This window comes from Pantoea sp. S-LA4 (assembly GCF_054482835.1).
Genome location: NZ_JBTLRC010000002.1, coordinates 1117985 through 1134321, shown reverse-complemented (window position 1 = coordinate 1134321; position 16337 = coordinate 1117985). Strand labels below are relative to the sequence as shown.

At 57.6% G+C, this 16337-nt stretch carries 11 protein-coding genes and 1 pseudogene; 1 reads left to right on the top strand and 11 read right to left on the bottom strand.

What is annotated here, in order from left to right:
* Window positions 1-161: 161 nt before the first annotated feature.
* From ldtD to cmoM, 5 genes and pseudogenes are all read right to left on the bottom strand, one after another.
* Window positions 162-1850, bottom strand: a pseudogene (ldtD, locus tag ACX3P5_RS06140) (L,D-transpeptidase); the annotation flags it as partial.
* 276 nt (window positions 1851-2126) lie between these two features.
* Complete coding sequence (gene mukB, locus ACX3P5_RS06135; protein WP_233984720.1) at window positions 2127-6614, bottom strand: chromosome partition protein MukB; 4488 nt, start codon at window positions 6612-6614, stop codon at window positions 2127-2129.
* On the bottom strand, window positions 6611-7336 hold the full coding sequence (gene mukE, locus ACX3P5_RS06130) for a chromosome partition protein MukE (RefSeq protein ID WP_458968418.1): 726 nt from the start codon (window positions 7334-7336) through the stop codon (window positions 6611-6613). The genes mukB and mukE overlap by 4 nt, the downstream gene beginning before the upstream one ends.
* The gene (gene mukF / locus ACX3P5_RS06125; RefSeq protein WP_233984722.1) at window positions 7317-8639 is read right to left on the bottom strand and encodes a chromosome partition protein MukF; all 1323 of its coding nucleotides are present in this window, start codon (window positions 8637-8639) and stop codon (window positions 7317-7319) included. The genes mukE and mukF overlap by 20 nt, the downstream gene beginning before the upstream one ends.
* Window positions 8636-9421: a tRNA uridine 5-oxyacetic acid(34) methyltransferase CmoM gene (gene cmoM / locus ACX3P5_RS06120; protein WP_233984723.1), complete on the bottom strand. Its 786-nt coding sequence runs from the start codon at window positions 9419-9421 to the stop codon at window positions 8636-8638. Before cmoM ends, mukF begins: the two co-directional genes overlap by 4 nt.
* A gap of 125 nt (window positions 9422-9546) precedes the next feature.
* On the opposite strand from cmoM, the gene elyC reads away from it, so the two are divergent.
* Complete coding sequence (elyC, locus tag ACX3P5_RS06115; RefSeq protein WP_233984724.1) at window positions 9547-10332, top strand: envelope biogenesis factor ElyC; 786 nt, start codon at window positions 9547-9549, stop codon at window positions 10330-10332.
* Here the strand turns inward: elyC and ACX3P5_RS06110 are convergent.
* The 6 genes from ACX3P5_RS06110 to msbA all read right to left on the bottom strand — a co-directional run bounded on the left by ACX3P5_RS06110 (window position 10312) and on the right by msbA (window position 16327).
* Window positions 10312-11205 (bottom strand): YcbJ family phosphotransferase, encoded by an 894-nt coding sequence (locus tag ACX3P5_RS06110; RefSeq protein ID WP_458968417.1) that lies wholly within the window; start codon window positions 11203-11205, stop codon window positions 10312-10314. The genes elyC and ACX3P5_RS06110 overlap by 21 nt on opposite strands.
* 110 nt (window positions 11206-11315) lie before the next feature.
* Window positions 11316-12065 carry a 3-deoxy-manno-octulosonate cytidylyltransferase gene (gene kdsB, locus ACX3P5_RS06105; protein ID WP_336754959.1) on the bottom strand — a complete coding sequence of 250 codons (750 nt, stop codon included), beginning with the start codon at window positions 12063-12065 and terminating at the stop codon, window positions 11316-11318.
* Entirely contained in the window at window positions 12062-12244 is a 183-nt protein-coding gene (locus ACX3P5_RS06100) for a Trm112 family protein (protein ID WP_031376635.1), read from the bottom strand. The genes kdsB and ACX3P5_RS06100 overlap by 4 nt, the downstream gene beginning before the upstream one ends.
* An 86-nt stretch (window positions 12245-12330) precedes the next feature.
* On the bottom strand, window positions 12331-13563 hold the full coding sequence (locus tag ACX3P5_RS06095) for a winged helix-turn-helix domain-containing protein (protein WP_233984727.1): 1233 nt from the start codon (window positions 13561-13563) through the stop codon (window positions 12331-12333).
* A gap of 23 nt (window positions 13564-13586) precedes the next feature.
* Entirely contained in the window at window positions 13587-14582 is a 996-nt protein-coding gene (gene lpxK / locus ACX3P5_RS06090) for a tetraacyldisaccharide 4'-kinase (protein WP_233984728.1), read from the bottom strand.
* On the bottom strand, window positions 14579-16327 hold the full coding sequence (gene msbA, locus ACX3P5_RS06085; protein ID WP_233984729.1) for a lipid A ABC transporter ATP-binding protein/permease MsbA: 1749 nt from the start codon (window positions 16325-16327) through the stop codon (window positions 14579-14581). Before msbA ends, lpxK begins: the two co-directional genes overlap by 4 nt.
* Between the last annotated feature and the right edge of the window lie 10 nt (window positions 16328-16337).

Sequence of the window (16337 nt, the reverse complement as noted above, 5' to 3'; positions counted from 1 at the left end):
CCATAGAAATGTGCAAAAAGCGCACAGGCCGAACCATAACTTTCTCTCAGAGAGGCGTCAACCCATGTGGGGCGAGAATGTGCGGCGATCCCGAGCGGGATCGCCATTTGAGCGCTATTTTCGTTAACGATAGCCGACGGCTAACGATTGAAAATCAAACACTAGAGCAACAACTGCTCAGCCCTTTGTAACGCCTGGCTGCCGGAGCGTGCAGTGTCATCATAATTGTAAATATCTGTTCGGAACTGCGGTTTGCCATCATCCGCTACCCAGGCGGTTAAGTAATAGAGATTAACCGGAATGCGATGGCGAATCGGTACGTACCGGGTATCGCCCTCTTTCAGGGTGCTGGAGATGCGCGAATCATTCCAGCCGGCATCCTGCAACAGCAGCCCCGCCAGTTCAGAGGCTTTATTCACCCGCACGCAGCCTGAGCTCAGCGCCCGGATATCCCGCTGGAACAGGTTATGATTCGGCGTGTCGTGCAGATAGATGGCATCTGAACTCGGCATGTTGAATTTGTAGCGTCCCAGCGCGTTCATCTGGCCAGGTGCCTGGCGCAGGCGATAGGGGAACGATGAGGCCGACACCATGCTCCAGTCAATCATGCTCGGGTCGATCACCTCGGCATCCTCACTCCAGCCCGACAGCAGGGTATAGCCGTGCTTATAGAGATAAGCAGGGTCTTGCTTCACCTTGGGAATAATGTCTTTACGCACCAGCGTGGTCGGTACGTTCCACGGCGGATTCAGCACCACATTGTTGAGCGCGCTGCGCATCAGTGGCGTTTTGCGATCGGGACGACCGACGATCACCCGCGACGACAAAATTTTATTACCGTTGTTGTAGTAAATCAGTGAGTAGTTGGCGATGTTGACCATGATGCCGTTGTGCATATCATCCGGCAGCAGCCGCAGCCGCTGAATGTTCAGCGCCAGCAAGGAGGCGCGCATCTGGGGTGACACATTCAGCCACTGACGCGTTCTGGCACCGATCGCCCCGTCGCCATCCAGTCCCTGCCACTGTTGAAAACGCTTCACCGCTGCAACCAGCGTCGTGTCGTAAACATTCGCGCTGTTATTGGCATCCAGCGTCAGGCTCTGCACATTACCCGGTGACTGCGGCGTGGCAACAGGCAGATCGGAAACCGGCGTCGCAGACGGGCTGACCACCACCGGCTGGTCGCTGTGGCTGACCGGTACAGAAGTCACCGGCACGGCATCCTCATCCGGCGCGGGCGCATCAGCCTGTGCGGTGAGCATCCCGCTGCGCTGCAGGATTTCACGTAGCGCCGGCACATCATCACTCACCTGTCCCGGACGCAGGGTTTCGCTATTCTTCAGCTGCGGCCATGGCCGTTTATCGCTGAGCAGATTTTTTAGCGCAGCGTGCATTGGGCGATATTGCGGATGCTGCGGTTCCAGTGAAGTGATAAAAATGCTGTCAGAACCAGCATTGACCGCATTCTGCCACTGATTAACCACCGCCACTGACGGCTGGGCCAGTTTGTAGGGCACGTTGCTATAGAGCCAGGTTTCACCCTGCGTCGGCACGCTGGAGACAAACTGCAGATAGCCGAGCATCGCGTCAGAGAGCGCCACATCGCGGGCAAAGCCGGTAATGGCCGGGTCAGTCAGACGTTCGACCCAGCGGGTAAACTGCGGTTGCACGCCGGATAGCGCGACCTCAGCCAGCTGTTGCTGAAATTTTTGCACCGCCTGGCGATCCTGCCACAACGGCTGCATATGACGGGACGCATACAGCGTCGCCAGTGGCCCCAGATAAAAAGGCTGATCGGCACTGGAAAACGCCTGCCGGATACGTTGCTGACTTTCGGTGACTGACATCGCACTTTGTGTGGTGCCCGGCATAGCGGCGATCACAGCGGCCTGCGGCAGCGTAAATGGAACCATGGTTAGCGCCAGCGCTAACCATGAAACAACACGATGATGTTTAAACCTATTTGCCAGCAACATCCCTGCCCCCTTCTCTGTTCAACTGCGCAGCGTTCCCTGAAACTACTGCGACCGGGCTGCTTACTCATAATGTTGAGTATACAAACAAAAACGGCATTTGCCTCACGCGACAAATGCCGTTACCAGATTAACCAATGGATCAGTTTTTGACTATGTTTCCGCCTGCGATTTTTCACCGGCTAAATCGGGCAGAGAATCGTTCTCATCCTGCCGTCGGGTCGGTGAAGGATCGGCCGCAAAACCACGCAGGCCAACCACATGCACATGCTCGGTATTGTTGAATACTTTGCGCACCAGCTTATAGGTTGTGCCTTTCTCCGGACTGATATTTTCCGGGGCGGCGATCACCAGCTGCATTTCCAGCCGTTCACACAGTTCAAATAGCGTGGCGATCGAACGTGCATCAAGACGGGCGGCTTCATCAAGGAACAGCAACCGGCATGGCGAGATGTCTTTACCGCGCAGACGGCGAGACTCCTCTTCCCAGCTCTGCACCACCATCACCAGAATCGACATCCCGGTACCGATCGCTTCACCGGTCGACAGCGCCCCACTTTCCGCACGCAGCCAGCCGTCAGAACCCCGGTTAACTTCAACTTCCATCTCAAGATAGTTGCGGTAGTCCAGCAGCTCTTCACCGATGGTCTGCGGCGTCCGCTGCCCCATGTCGATATGCGGATTAAGACGCTGATAAAGTTTCGCCAGCGCCTCTGAGAAGGTCAGACGGTTGCTGTTAAACAGATCCTGATGCTGTTCATGCTCTTCCGACAGCGTATCCAGCAGCATTGCATGGGTTTCACGCACGTTAACGTTGAGCCGGACACTGCGCACCTGACCAAAGCTCACGGTCTGCAGACCCTGGTTCAGCTGGCGGATACGGTTCTGCTCACGCTGAATGGTTTTGCGGATGATGTTGGCGGCGCTGCGTGAGCTGATAGCCAGCGTCTGTTCACGCGCCGTCAGCTCTTCCGTCAGGCGATTCAGCTCAATTTCCATCTGCTCAATCGCTTCGACCGGATCGTCAGTGCGAATAATATCCTGACGAATACGCTCGCGCAGATGCTGGTAAACCGCGATAAAGAACTGGATCTTGCGTTCCGGCCGTTTCGGATCTTCCGACAGACGCAGCACGTCACGCAGGTGTTCGTTATCCGCCACCGCCAGACGCAGCGCACCCAGCGCTTTATCCGACATTGAACGCAGCTCGTCACCGCTCAGATAGGCCAGTTCGCGACGATGCAGGCGACGTTCGACACCATTCTCTTTCACCAGCCGCAGCACCGTACACCAGCCCGCTTTGGCGCTGACCACCTGTTCACGCACCTGATGATAGTTGCGTTCCAGCTGGCGCAGTCGCTTCTGCAGGTTATCCATCTCCGCTTCACAGAAGGTCAGCTGTTTTTCCAGCTGATTACGCCGTGCACGGTTATGGCTCAGCGCCGTATAGAGCTCATCACGACGGACGCGCGCCCGTGCTTCGGCGCTGGCATCGGCGTGAACGCCGATATCCTGCATCTCCTGCTGCAACTCTTTCAGCATGTCGCGCTTGGCGTCATAGGCACTTTTCAACGAGGCCAGCACCTGAGCATACTGCGTCAGCTGCGCCTGATGCTCGCGCAGACGCTCACGGCTGCGGCTACGTTCCGCCTCAGCCTGCTCCAGACGCTGACGCAGCTTGTCACTGAGATCGCTGTTGCCGTTAAGCATGCTGGACGAATCATCATAGCCAAAGTGCGCACGACGCTGCACTACTTCCGTCAGGGCAAAAGCCTGCTGGCGGGCGTTGCGCTGTTGCTGCTGCGCCTGCTGGTAATCGGCCTGCAGCTGCTCATGCTGTTCAGGATCGCTTTGTAATACGGCAATAATCGGTTCGAGTTTCGCCAGTTTCGCGCCGTGCTGATGCAGGAAGCGCGCCGCCTCCTGCGCCTCCTCAACCTGTTCACGGATCTCTTCACAGCGATCGGCCAGCGTCTCATCCAGCAGCAGGTTAACGCGCGGCAGCAGGCGGTTTAGCTGCGCTACGCCCTCTTTTGCCAGCTCAAACTGCTGACGCTGCTGCTGATTGTTGCTTTCGTGCTGGTTAAGTGCCCGCTCCAGCTCACCGCGACGTGCGCCCAGCTGGCGAATCTGTGCTTCCGGATCGGCATCAAACGCCACGGCGAGGTGACTGCCGATAAAGCGGCTGAATGACTGATGCAGACGCTGGGTTTTCTGAACGTCGAACGACAGCGTGGCATAGCGCTCGGCCAGACGATCGCGTTCGCTGTGCAGCAGCTCAAGCTGATTTTCTCGCGCAGCACGGCCAAACAGCGGGATTTTCGGGAAGCGGGAATAGCGCCACTGCCGCTCTGCAACCTTCACCACCACCGCATTCTGCAGTTCATCAACGCTGAATACGCTGTCATCAAACGACTGGGGATCGCCCTCGATCAGATAGAGATCTTCCGGACACTCTTCCAGCCCGTCGAGCTGCTCACGCACCAGCGACAGATCCGGCACCACAATCGCGTGACGTGACGGACCGTACAACGCCGAGAAGTAAGGTGCATCATCCAGCGTGACGTCATCATAAATTTCTGACAGCAGTACGCCGCCAAAACGTTCCGCCAGCTGGTTAAGGCGCGCATCTTCGGCACCGCCAGGCTGACTGAGACGTTCAATCTGCTGCTCGATATCACGTTTACGCGCCGCCACTTCGTCACGTTCAACGGTGGTTTCACGTTCCCGCTCCAGCAGTTGCTGCATATATTCGGTCACGTCCTGACTGCTGGCGAGCGCCTGGCCGGTCTGCTCACTCAGCTGCGTCAGAATTTCCTGCGCAGCCAGCCAGTGCGGCGCGCGGGCGGTCAGCGTGGCGATACGCTCGCGCAGCTGTTCCAGCTCCTGACGCATCATCATGCGCTGCTCACCGGCATCCGCCACGCTGCTGTTCAGCTGCTCAATCTGCGCTTCCAGCTCACGCTGCAAACCGTCCAGCGCATCAGCTTCATAATGCTGCCCCTGGCGTTTACAGAACTCCGCCAGCAAACGCTCAGCCTCATGCTGCTCGCGTAAACGCTGCTCCAGCTCACTGAGGCGCAGACGCAGCGAAGAGAGCTGTTCAGCGTGATGGCGCTGATTGCTGGCGTCGCGCAGCAGCGTCCGGCCGGTCTGCCATGCGTCCTGACGGGTCACGTCGCCGGCAATGCTGGTCACCAGCGCCAGCGCCTGTTCAAACTGACTGTGCGCCGCTTCCGCCACGCTCAGCTTCTGCTCAAGATTGAGTAACCGTTCGGTCGCCTCTTCCTCTTTGGCCTGGAAACTGGCCTGCCATTCCGCCGCGTTGTCGATGGTTAAGTCGGGCAACTGACAGAGTGAACGGGCGCGTTCCAGCGCCTGCAAGGCCTGCTGATACTGAATGGCGCGGGTTTGCTGCACGTCAAGCGCCTGCTGGAAGTCCGCCAGCTGGCTTTTCAGCTCATCGACTTCCAGTTCAGCCGCTTCGGCGCGCGCTTCATTCTCTTCCTGAATCTCACGCGCTTCGGCCACCACTTCGCTCTGCTCTTCCAGCCGCAGCGTCAGGTCTTCGATATCGGCGTCATAGCGCTCAATCTTTTCCTGCTGGCGCATCGCGGTCTGTACCAGATTCAGGTGATCGCTGGCCGCCTGATAATCCACTTCCAGGTCGTTTTCCGCTCCGCTGTGCTCAGCCAGTTCGCGCGCCATTTCAACGTGGCGATACTGTTCAGACGCCAGCTGTTTGCGGCTGCTGAACAGCTCATTACGCAGCTGTAAGGCGTTGTCGAGATGGACCCGTCGCTCGTTAGCGTGCCGCATGTAGTCGGCGGAGACGTAGCTGGTCGCTTCCGAAATCAGATGCTTAAACAGATCGCGATCTGACTGGGTGACGCGAATCGCTTCCAGCGTCATGCGGTTTTCGCGCAGCGCGGCTTCCATATCCTGGAAGGCTTTACGCACGCCGCTGTTTTCCGGCAGCAGATAGTCACGCAGCGAGCGGGTAATGGCGCTGGAGATACCGCCATACAGCGAGGCTTCAATCAGACGATAAAACTTGCTGCGATCGCTGGCGGAGCGCAGACGACGCGGCACCACACCGAGATCAAACAGCATGGCGTGATAATCGGTGACCGAGCTGTAGGCGCGGAACTGCACCCCTTCCTGTGCTTCAACCCGTTCTTTGACCTCGTTCAGCGGCAGCACGCGCGCCTGTCGGCTGTTGAGGACTTCGGTCAGCATGTCGGTGGGATTGGTGTCGGTCGGCAGGCCATGAATACTGAACGGCTTGATGTCGACTTTTTTATCCCGTCCGGCCACCTGTTGCAGCCGCACGCCAACCACCACACGCTGATGGCGCGAGTTAACCACGTCGAGCATGGAATAGCAGACGCCAGCCCGCAGCTTACCGTGCAGGCCTTTATCGCGTGAGCCCGAGGTCGCGCCGGCTTCGGTGGTGTTACGGAAGTGCAGCAGCGTCAAATCGGGGATCAGCGCGGTGACAAACGCTGCCATGGTGGTGGATTTACCCGCACCGTTGCCGCCTGACAGAGTGGTGACCAGTTCATCAAGATCAAAGGTGCGGGCAAAGAAGCCGTTCCAGTTGATCAGCGTAAGCGAACGAAATTTTCCGCGTTCAATCATGCCTGTTGTTCCTCTGCGTTCTCACTCGCATCGCTTTCCTGTTCGTCGCCTTCATCGGCGTCTGCCGTTGCGGTGGCGTTCTCCAGCAGCATCGCTTCGCCATCGCGGATCAGGCGCAGCTGCGCTTCACGGGCATCGTCACCGCTACGCACGTCAGCGCCGAAGCGGAATACCGATTCGGTGATACGGAATTTGCTGCTGTCGTTACCGAAGAACCACACCATCCCCAGGCGGCGCAGACGGCTCAGCGAGGCGCGCACTTTCTCCTGCAGTTTGGTGCGATCCAGATCTGAGCCGGTCGAACGCTGGTTAACCAGCTTCAGCAGCTTGCTTTCATCAGCCAGTGACAGCAGTTCGTCATACAACTCCTGCTGAGTGAAGATCCCTTCATTAGCCAGGCGTTCCGGGCTGAGGTAGAGATAGCAGAGGATTTTTCCCACCATCATGTCTAACTCAGAGAGCACCGAACGCGGGATCAGCGTGCTAGAGCGCGGACGCAGATAGAAAAAGCCCTCCGGCGCACGAATCAGCTCAACGTTATAGCGGCTGTAAAACTCTTCGAGAAACGCCTGGTAATCCATCAGAAAAGCGTGATTATCCAGCTCTTCAATACCGATGTGTCGTCCGGCGCGCAACTGGCTGTCGAGCGCGGGAAAGATCGGGTTTGCCAGTGCCTGTGCCAGCTTAACCGGCATCACTTGTTCAATATTTGTCGATGACATGTGCCTGCACCTTGGCTCCGTAATCATTGATGGCTTGCCATTCCACAGGCAAGCCGGCTAAATCAGCTTCCGCAACGCCAAGACGCACCGCCTGGTCGACCACAATCCGCGCCAGATCGAAATGACGGGCGCGAGGATACTGGGCCAGGTAGTCACGCATCACTGACGCGAGGTTGAGCGGTTTTTGTTGCGTTTTATAGATCTGCAGCGCCTCTTCAATCATCGCTGCCAGCTGCTCGCGAATTTCGTTGAACTCTTCGTACTCCATCTCGGCCGGCAGTTCACCCATCACCTCGTCATTACGCAGCGTCAGCTCTTCATCGCGCATGTCATACAGGCGATCGGCGTTGGCGTAGGTCAGCGCCCAGGGCGCATCGAAGTAATTTTGCACCGAGACCCGCAGACGCTGAGCGAAAACGCGGTTTTTATCCATGTCGATGGCGGTACGGATAAACTTATGGACGTGGCGGTCGTAACCGATCCACAGGTCGATCGCCTGCTGGCCCCAGCTGGTGATACGGTCGAGTTTACTTTGCAGATCAAACACCAGCTTATCGACGAAGCCCAGATCCGGACTGTCGAGCGTCGCATCCTGAATCCGCAGCAGGTTCTCCTGCAGCTTGTCGCCCGCCGCCTCCAGCGTATCCTGCAGTTCACGCAGCGTACCGGAGGTTTCCGACAGCAGCATTTCACAGCTGGAGATCGCCGCGCGCCAGTCTTTATTCAGCAGCTCGGCGATATCATTTTTCACCGCCTGCTGCTGTTCATCCATCAGACGCTGCGTCATGTCGATGCTGTCGAATATCTCAGCCACCGAATATTTCAGCGGCGCAAAGACGTTGCGGTGCCAGTGAAATTCATCGCCGTTTTCCTGAGCCGCATCGGCAGCGCGCTTGAGCTCATTGGCAACGATAGAGAGCTGCATCGACAGGCGTAAGGTCGAAAATTCGCGCTGGCGGATGTAGTAGTCGGTAATGCCGATCGCCAGCGGGGTCAGACGATAGATGGCATTGCCTTCGGTCAGCTCGCTGGTAAAGCGGTTGAGCAGGCGCTGTCGCACCATATCGTTGATGGCGTTGTTGGCGCGAACCAACACGGTTTCGTGGGTTTGTTCGAAAGCCTTACTGACGTGACGGAAAGCATCAATCAGATCGCCTTCACTCATTTCGCCATCCATCCGCTCACCGTTAAGGGTGGCGATAGCCAGCAAAAAGGCCAGACGTTCTACTGGCAGCGCAAGAGAGAAGTCATTCTTGCGCGCCCAGGATACCAGTTCAGGTACCGTCTGGGAAAATTCACTCATAATTCGTCCTTCTGCCCGGGTTTGCGCGCAGTCACATGGATGTAGCGCCCTAAGCTCAAAAAGGGTTCCTGACGGCAGTAACGCCGCTCCATCTCAATAATTTCGTCGTCGCTTTTGGGCTCGCCTTTCGGCGGCTTCATGTAGTCGCTGAATACCCGGATGCCGGCGCGTTGTTCAATGACGAAGCCGCACGCTTCCAGCCAGCGGTAGACCTGATCGGGATCGCGCGGATAGTCAGGTGATAGCGTGCGCTTTTTACGCTTGGTCAGATTGGTGCGCAGATAGCCAAAATTGCCCAGCGTTAAGGTGCGTAGCGTCAGGCCGTGCAGGTTATAAAACATCAGCGACATGACGCCGCCCGGACGCAACAGATCAAATAGCGCCTGCAGCACCTTTTCCGGTTCAGCAACCCACTCAAGCACAGCGTGAAACAATACCAGATCCACCGGCTTATCCAAATGTTCACCCACCTGCTGGGCGCTAATTTGTTTGAATTGCATGTTGTGGCTCACACCCTGCGCTGCCGCATTTTCCTCTGCCCGGCGCAGCATTTCGCCTGAAAGATCACACAGCAGAACCTGATGGCCGCGCGCGGCCAGCCCGCTGGAGACCTGCCCCACGCCGCCGCCCGCATCCAGCACCGACAGCGGATGCGGTGACAGTCCGGGCAGGATAGTTTCCAGCTCATCCCACAGGATCGCCTGGCGCACTCGCCCTTTGGTGGTGCCGTATATATTTTGCGAAAATTTATCCGCGAGATCGTCAAAGTTACGATCCTGCATGGCATGTGCTCCGGTATGCTGCGGTGAGACTTGTGCTATTTTGTCACAGGCACCAGAAGAATGAACCTTTCATCCCCATCTTCCCTTCCGGCTGCTGTTTTTTCGGACAACAGGAGTCTTTTTAGATGCTTTTTACCCTGAAAAAAGTGATCGGCGGGCTGTTGCTGCCCCTGCCGTTTCTGCTTTTGCTGATGGCGCTCGGCATTTTATTGCTTTGGTTCACTGACTGGCAGAAAAGCGGCAAAATTTTGATCTCCGCCAGCTGGTTATTTCTGCTGCTGCTAAGCCTGCAGCCGCTGGCCGATCGGCTGCTGCTGCCGCTCGATAGCCGTTATCCGACCTGGAACGGCACGCAGCCGGTCGATAACATCGTGGTACTCGGCGGCGGCTACACCTTTAATCCGGACTGGGCGCCCAGCTCGAACCTGCTCAACAACAGCCTGCCACGCGTGGCGGAAGGGGTACGTCAGTGGCATCGCTATCCGCAGGCTACCCTGATTTTTACCGGCGCCGCGGGTGGCACCAATCCAAAAAGCAGCGCCTGGGTCGCCGCGCAGGTTGCCGAAAGTCTCGGCGTGCCGGCCGATCGCATTCAGATTCTCGATCAACCGCGGGATACCGCTGACGAAGCACAGGCGGTGAAGAAGAAGATTGGTCAGCGCCCCTTTCTGCTGATCAGCTCAGCCAATCATCTGCCCCGCGCAATGCGTTTCTTCCAGGCGGCAGGATTGAATCCGATTGCTGCGCCGGCCAACCAGCTGGCGATCACCTCGCCGCTGAATGGCTGGGAGCGCGCCATTCCGTCCTCTATCTGGCTGAGTCACAGCGAGCGGGCAGTGTATGAAACACTGGGTACGGTATTGCAGCGACTGAAGGGAGACACAACGCGGTCATCCGAGCCAGGGGAGTAGCTGGGTGCGGGCATGATCAAAACGGGACCGGTCAAATTCGCCGGTCTGCACCAGCTGATCGATGCAGTCCCACAGCTGATAGAGCCACCGTCGCCAGACAAAGCCTTCTGCCACCGGGGCCCGCTGCAGGTAAGCGTGCAGCAGCGCGGTTTCGGCTGGCGAATCATCGAGATGAATCAGGTCATATTCCCGCGGTGCCCATAGAATCGGTCCAGGCTGGGTCATCGCCAGCAGCTGATCGCTGCGCGGATTTTTCAGCATACTTTGCAGCCTGACATTACCGTGCACCATGACACAGGGATCGTTAAAGTCGCGGAACAGATGCGCTAACCGCGCCCGGCTGCGAAACAGAATCTGACGGTCGTCCAGCGTAAAGCCGGGCGGACGCAGATAGCTCAGGGTCGCCCATAGCACCTCAACCCGCTGCGCATACCAGGCGGGCCAGCGGTTTTCCTGCGTGCTGTCCACCGTACCGACCAGTCCATGACTGTCGAGCCGGTGCCAGGCCAGCAGCCCCTCCACCACCTGTTCGCAAAACTGTTGCCAGCGTTGTGCATCACGCGCCGGTGCTTCTGCCGGTACGCCATTGAGCCGCGCCAGCAGCAGCATTTCATGCACCGGCGGCTGCTGGCTCATCACCAGGCCAAATACCACCGGCACCGCAATCAGCCCGGCGTGGCCAAGTAACGCCAGTTTTTTGGCTTCCAGCGCGGCACGTCCCTGATGACGGAAATATTTCGCCATCACCGGCATCGGCTGTCCTTTATCGTCGTACAGCGCATAAAGTCGGGCAGGCGGATGTTCGCTGATGATTTCGAGACGGCTGATGGGCTCGCCCAGCACCAGCGCCAGTTCGGTTTTGAGCTGTTCCATGGGGCATCCTCCTCAGATGAATAGCAGACTATCCTGAAGGGACTACAGATAAGAAGTTTAGCGACGGATCAACAAAACTGCGCAGTAACGGGGAGTCTCTCCCCGTTTTATCAGGCCTGCATTGCTGCGCGAACGCGCTGCAGATCGTCCGGCGTATCAACGCCGACGCTGGGAATCGTTTTCGCCACCGCAACATGAATTTTCTCGCCGTACCACAGCACCCGCAACTGCTCAAGCAGCTCGATCTGCTCCAGCGGGCAAGGCGCCCAGGCGACATAGCGGCGAATAAAGCCCGCGCGATAAGCATAAATGCCGATGTGACGCAGCAGCGTGTCACCAATCTGCTCGCGCGAGCTGGCATAACGTTCACGATCCCAGGGGATAGTGGCACGCGAAAAATAGAGCGCATGGCCATGCACGTCCATCACCACTTTCACCGCATTCGGATTAAACGCCTCTTCCGCATCGGTGATTGGCACCGCCAGCGTCGCCATTCCTGCCGTGGAACCGGCCAGATTGGTGGCGACCTGGCGCACGATCTCCGCCGGGATCATGGGCTCATCGCCCTGCACGTTGACGATGATCTCATCATCAGCAAACTGATATTTTTCAATCACCTCTGCCAGACGCTCGGTGCCGGACTGATGATCGGCGCGCGTCATGCAGACTTCACCGCCAGCGGCTTGCACCGCCTGTGCCACATCCGGATGATCGGTAGCGACGATGACCCGACTGGCGCCCGATTCACGGGCGCGCTCCATTACATGCACCACCATCGGCTTGCCGTGAATATCCACTAACGGCTTGCCTGGCAGGCGGGTTGACGCATAACGCGCAGGAATGATGGCGGTGAAACTCATGGATGAATCTCTTCAACCGACAGCGTGCGCGCTTCATTCTCCAGTAATACCGGAATACCGTCACGCACCGGGAACGCCAGGCCATCCGGTTTGCAGATCAACTCCTGCTGCGCATTGTTGTAATAAAGTTTGCCATTGCACACCGGGCAGGCAACGATTTCGAGTAAACGATGATCCATATGTCCTCCATCAGGGACCGAATGCGTAAGGGATAAAGCATACCATAGCCCAGCCCGGGCGGCAGGGCGTAAAACGTATCAGTGCATCACCGGTTGCCAGGCTGGGATTGCAGTGACCAGCTGGCCGGCCAGTGCTGCCGCAGAGCGGCGGGAACCTGCAGCAGAGAAACGGTTTCCGCGCCCTGCCAGGCTGCAAAGCGCGTTATCGCCCGCCGGATATCTCCGGCAAATTGCAACGTGACCCGCGTCCGATCCTCCAGCCAGACATTTTTAATCTCCAGCTGTTTTGACTGGCGCACCATCCGGGCATCCAGTCGGCCTTTTATCTCGCCACGATGCAGGATCGGCAATACGAAATAGCCAAATTTCCGTTTTGCCTCGGGCGTATAACACTCAATGCGGTAATCAAAGCTGAACAGCTCCAGCGCGCGTTTGCGATCCCAGACCACCGGATCGAACGGCGACAGCAGCGCGCTGTGGGTTGCCTGTAACGGGGATTCAAGCAACGGCAGCGAATCACGGTGCAGCCACATTTCGCCCAGCTCTTCGGTGGTCACCGCGATGACTTCTCCCGCGTCCTGCGCATCCGCCAGAAAGGCGCTCAGCGGCACCCGTTTCAGCCGGTAATAGTCGGCCAGCCAGCTGGCGCGAAAGATGCCGAGACTGCGGGCACTGTTGAGTAACATCAAGCGGGTCGCTTCGGCTTCGCTGATGCTGTGCAGCGCATCCTGCCAGTCGGGCATTACCCGGCTGCGCAGATCGTATACCCGCTGAAAATTGCGGCGTTCGGCCACCATCAACTCACCGGCGCTGAACAGATTCTCCAGATGCCGCTTGTGCGGTTTCCATGCCCACCATCCCGGTTTATGGTTTTCGGCAGGCGCAAAATCGGCAGCCCGCACCGGACCGTTTTCGCGGATCTGCTGCAGCAATTCGGCGATCTCCTGCTGATGATCAGCTACCCACTGCGCGTTATATTTCCAGCCCAGCCGTTCCGGCGACAGCATGCGGTGCCGCAGCAGCCTGTAGTCGGCGCGTGGAATAAAGCAGGCTTCGTGTGCCCAGTATTCAAACACCTTACCCTCAGCCAGTGCCTGTTCCAGCCACGCCTGCGGATAGTCACCAAGGCGACTGAACAGCACCAGATAGGGGCTGCGGGCAACGACGTTAATGGTATCGATTTGCAGCAGCGACATGCGTGAGATGCAGTCAATCAGATCCTGATAGCGGGCGCGTTTTGCTGGCGGGCGCAGCAGGCCCTGCGCGGCGAGATGAAGGTGGCGTGCTTGTCGTAACGAAAGTGAATGCTGCGGGTTCATTCTCTTCCTTATTGATCGGGAAATTAATGTCCTGGCTGACCGCTGCGGCACAGCTGTTCAATATCGGCCAGCAGCGGTGCTACGGCCTCTCCCTTCAGACTGGCATCGACCGGCAGATACCACCAGTTGGGCTGAGCAAAGTGGCGGCATTTTACCGCATCTTTTTCGGTCATCAGCAGTTGCTGTCCGGCCTGAGTCAGCCGCGCCAGCTCATCCTGACTGTAAGCATGATGATCGGCAAACGCGATCTCGGCGACCGGCGTCAGCCCCTGCTGTTTCAGGGTGGTAAAGAAGCGCGGCGGGTGACCAATACCGGCCATGGCGACCACCGAATGAAGCTGGTCAGCCGGGCGGGTTTCGCCGGTCAGCAGATGGGTTGCCAGGCCTGGCTGAAGCTGCATCGCAATTTCACCGGGCTCCGCTTCTCCGCCGTTGACCACAATCGCATCAACCTGGCGCAGACGATCGGCGCGTTCACGCATCGGTCCGGCGGGTAGCCACCAGCCATTGCCGAAGCGACGGACACCATCCACCACCACAATTTCGCGATCGCGCTGCAATGCGTAATGTTGCAGGCCGTCATCAGTGATAATCACATCTAACGGCCCCTGATTCAGCAGCGCTTCAATTGCCCGCCGCCGTTCTGGTGCCACGGCCACGGGCGCACCGGTGCGCTGGGCAATCAGCACCGGCTCATCGCCGGCCTGTTCGGTAGCGGTCCGGGCGGTAACCAGCAGCGGATAATGTTCTGCTTTACCGCCGTAGCCACGCGACACCACACCCGCGCGCAGACCGCGCTGTTGCAATGCCTCGACCAGCCAGATCACCACCGGCGTTTTTCCATTACCGCCAGCCGTAAGATTGCCCACCACCACCACCGGCAGCGGCGCGCGCCAGCTTTTACGCCAGCCGCGCTGATAACTGTAACGAATCAGAGTGGCGATCGCCCCATACAGCAGGCTCAGTGGCCATAACAGCAGCCATAAGGGTGAACGACCACTCCAGATGCGCTCAATCATTGGCCGAATTGCATCTTATGCAGCTGGGCATAGGCCCCACGCTCCGCTAACAGTACCTGGTGCGTGCCGCGCTCAACAATCTGACCATCTTCAATCACCACGATTTCATCCGCTTTTTCGATGGTAGAGAGTCGGTGCGCAATCACCAGAGAGGTACGGTTCTTCTGCAGTTCGTCCAGCGCCGACTGAATGGCCCGCTCAGATTCGGTATCCAGCGCCGAGGTGGCTTCATCAAGGATCAGAATCGGGCAATCACGTAACAGAGCACGCGCAATCGCAATACGCTGACGCTGGCCGCCTGATAGCAGCACGCCGTTTTCGCCGATCACTGTATCCAGGCCCTTATCCATCTTATTGATGAAATCCATCGCATGCGCCATAGTCGCGGCCTTTTCGATCTCCGCGCGGCTGTACTGCTCGCTGCGGGCATAGGCGATGTTATTGGCAATGGTGTCATTGAACAGATGAACATTCTGCGACACCAGGGCGACCTGGTTACGCAGCGAACGTAAGGTGTACTCACGCAAATCGAAACCATCCAGCAGAATTTCGCCCTGCTGAATATCGTAGAAGCGGGTCAGCAAACTGGCCATGGTCGATTTACCGGAGCCGGAACGCCCCACCAGTGCCACCGTTTTGCCTGCCGGCAGCGAGAGATTGATATTACGCAGCGCCGGAATATCACGACCCGGATAGGTAAAGGTGACGTTACGAAACTCAATATCGCCCTTCGCACGGGTGATTTCACGAGTACCGTTATCCACTTCCTGCTTGCTGTCCAGAATAGAGAACAGCGTCTGACAGGCTGCCATACCGCGCTGGAACTGGGCATTAACGTTAGTCAGTGACTTCAGGGGACGCATCAGCGCGATCATTGATGAGAAGACCACGGTAATAGTACCGGCGGTTAAGGTATCCATCACGCTCGGGAAGCTGGCAGCATAGAGTACAAAAGCCAGTGCCAGAGAGGCGATCAGCTGAATCACCGGATCGGAGATGGACGAGGCAGAAACCAGCTTCATACCCTGCTGACGCATGCGATTACTGACGCGGGCAAAGCGCTCAGACTCGATCTCCTGGCCGCCGAAAATCAGCACTTCTTTATGACCCTTCAGCATCTGTTCCGCGCTGGTCGTCACCTGGCCCATGGTGTTTTGCATGGTTTTACTGATGTTACGGAAACGCTTGGAGACGGTGCGGATCGCAAAGGAAACGATCGGTGCCAGTACAATCAGAATCAACGACAGCTGCCAGCTGTAGTAAAACATCATGATGAACAGGCCAATAATGGAGGCACCTTCACGTACTACCGTAACCAGCGCACCCGAAGAGGAAGACGCAACCTGCTCTGAATCGTAGGTGATACGTGACAACAGGGTGCCGGTCGACTGCTGGTCGAAGAATGAGACCGGCATGCCCATCATGTGGCTGAAAAGCCGACGGCGGATAGTCATTACCACATTGCCAGAAACCCAGGAGATGCAGTAGCTGGAGATATAGCTGGTCACGCCGCGGATCAGCATCAGGCCGATAACCACTAGCGGCATCCACAGCATCACCGATTTATCGGCTTTACCAAAACCATCATCCAGTAACGGTTTCAACAGGGAGAGCATTAAGGCGTCGCCCGCAGCGTTAATAACCAGGGCAACGGACGCCACAATTAATCCCGCCTTGTTAGGCGCGATCATTGGCCAGAGTCGGCGGAATGTCTGCCACGTAGAGAGATCTTTATCTAGATGCATTATTTATTCA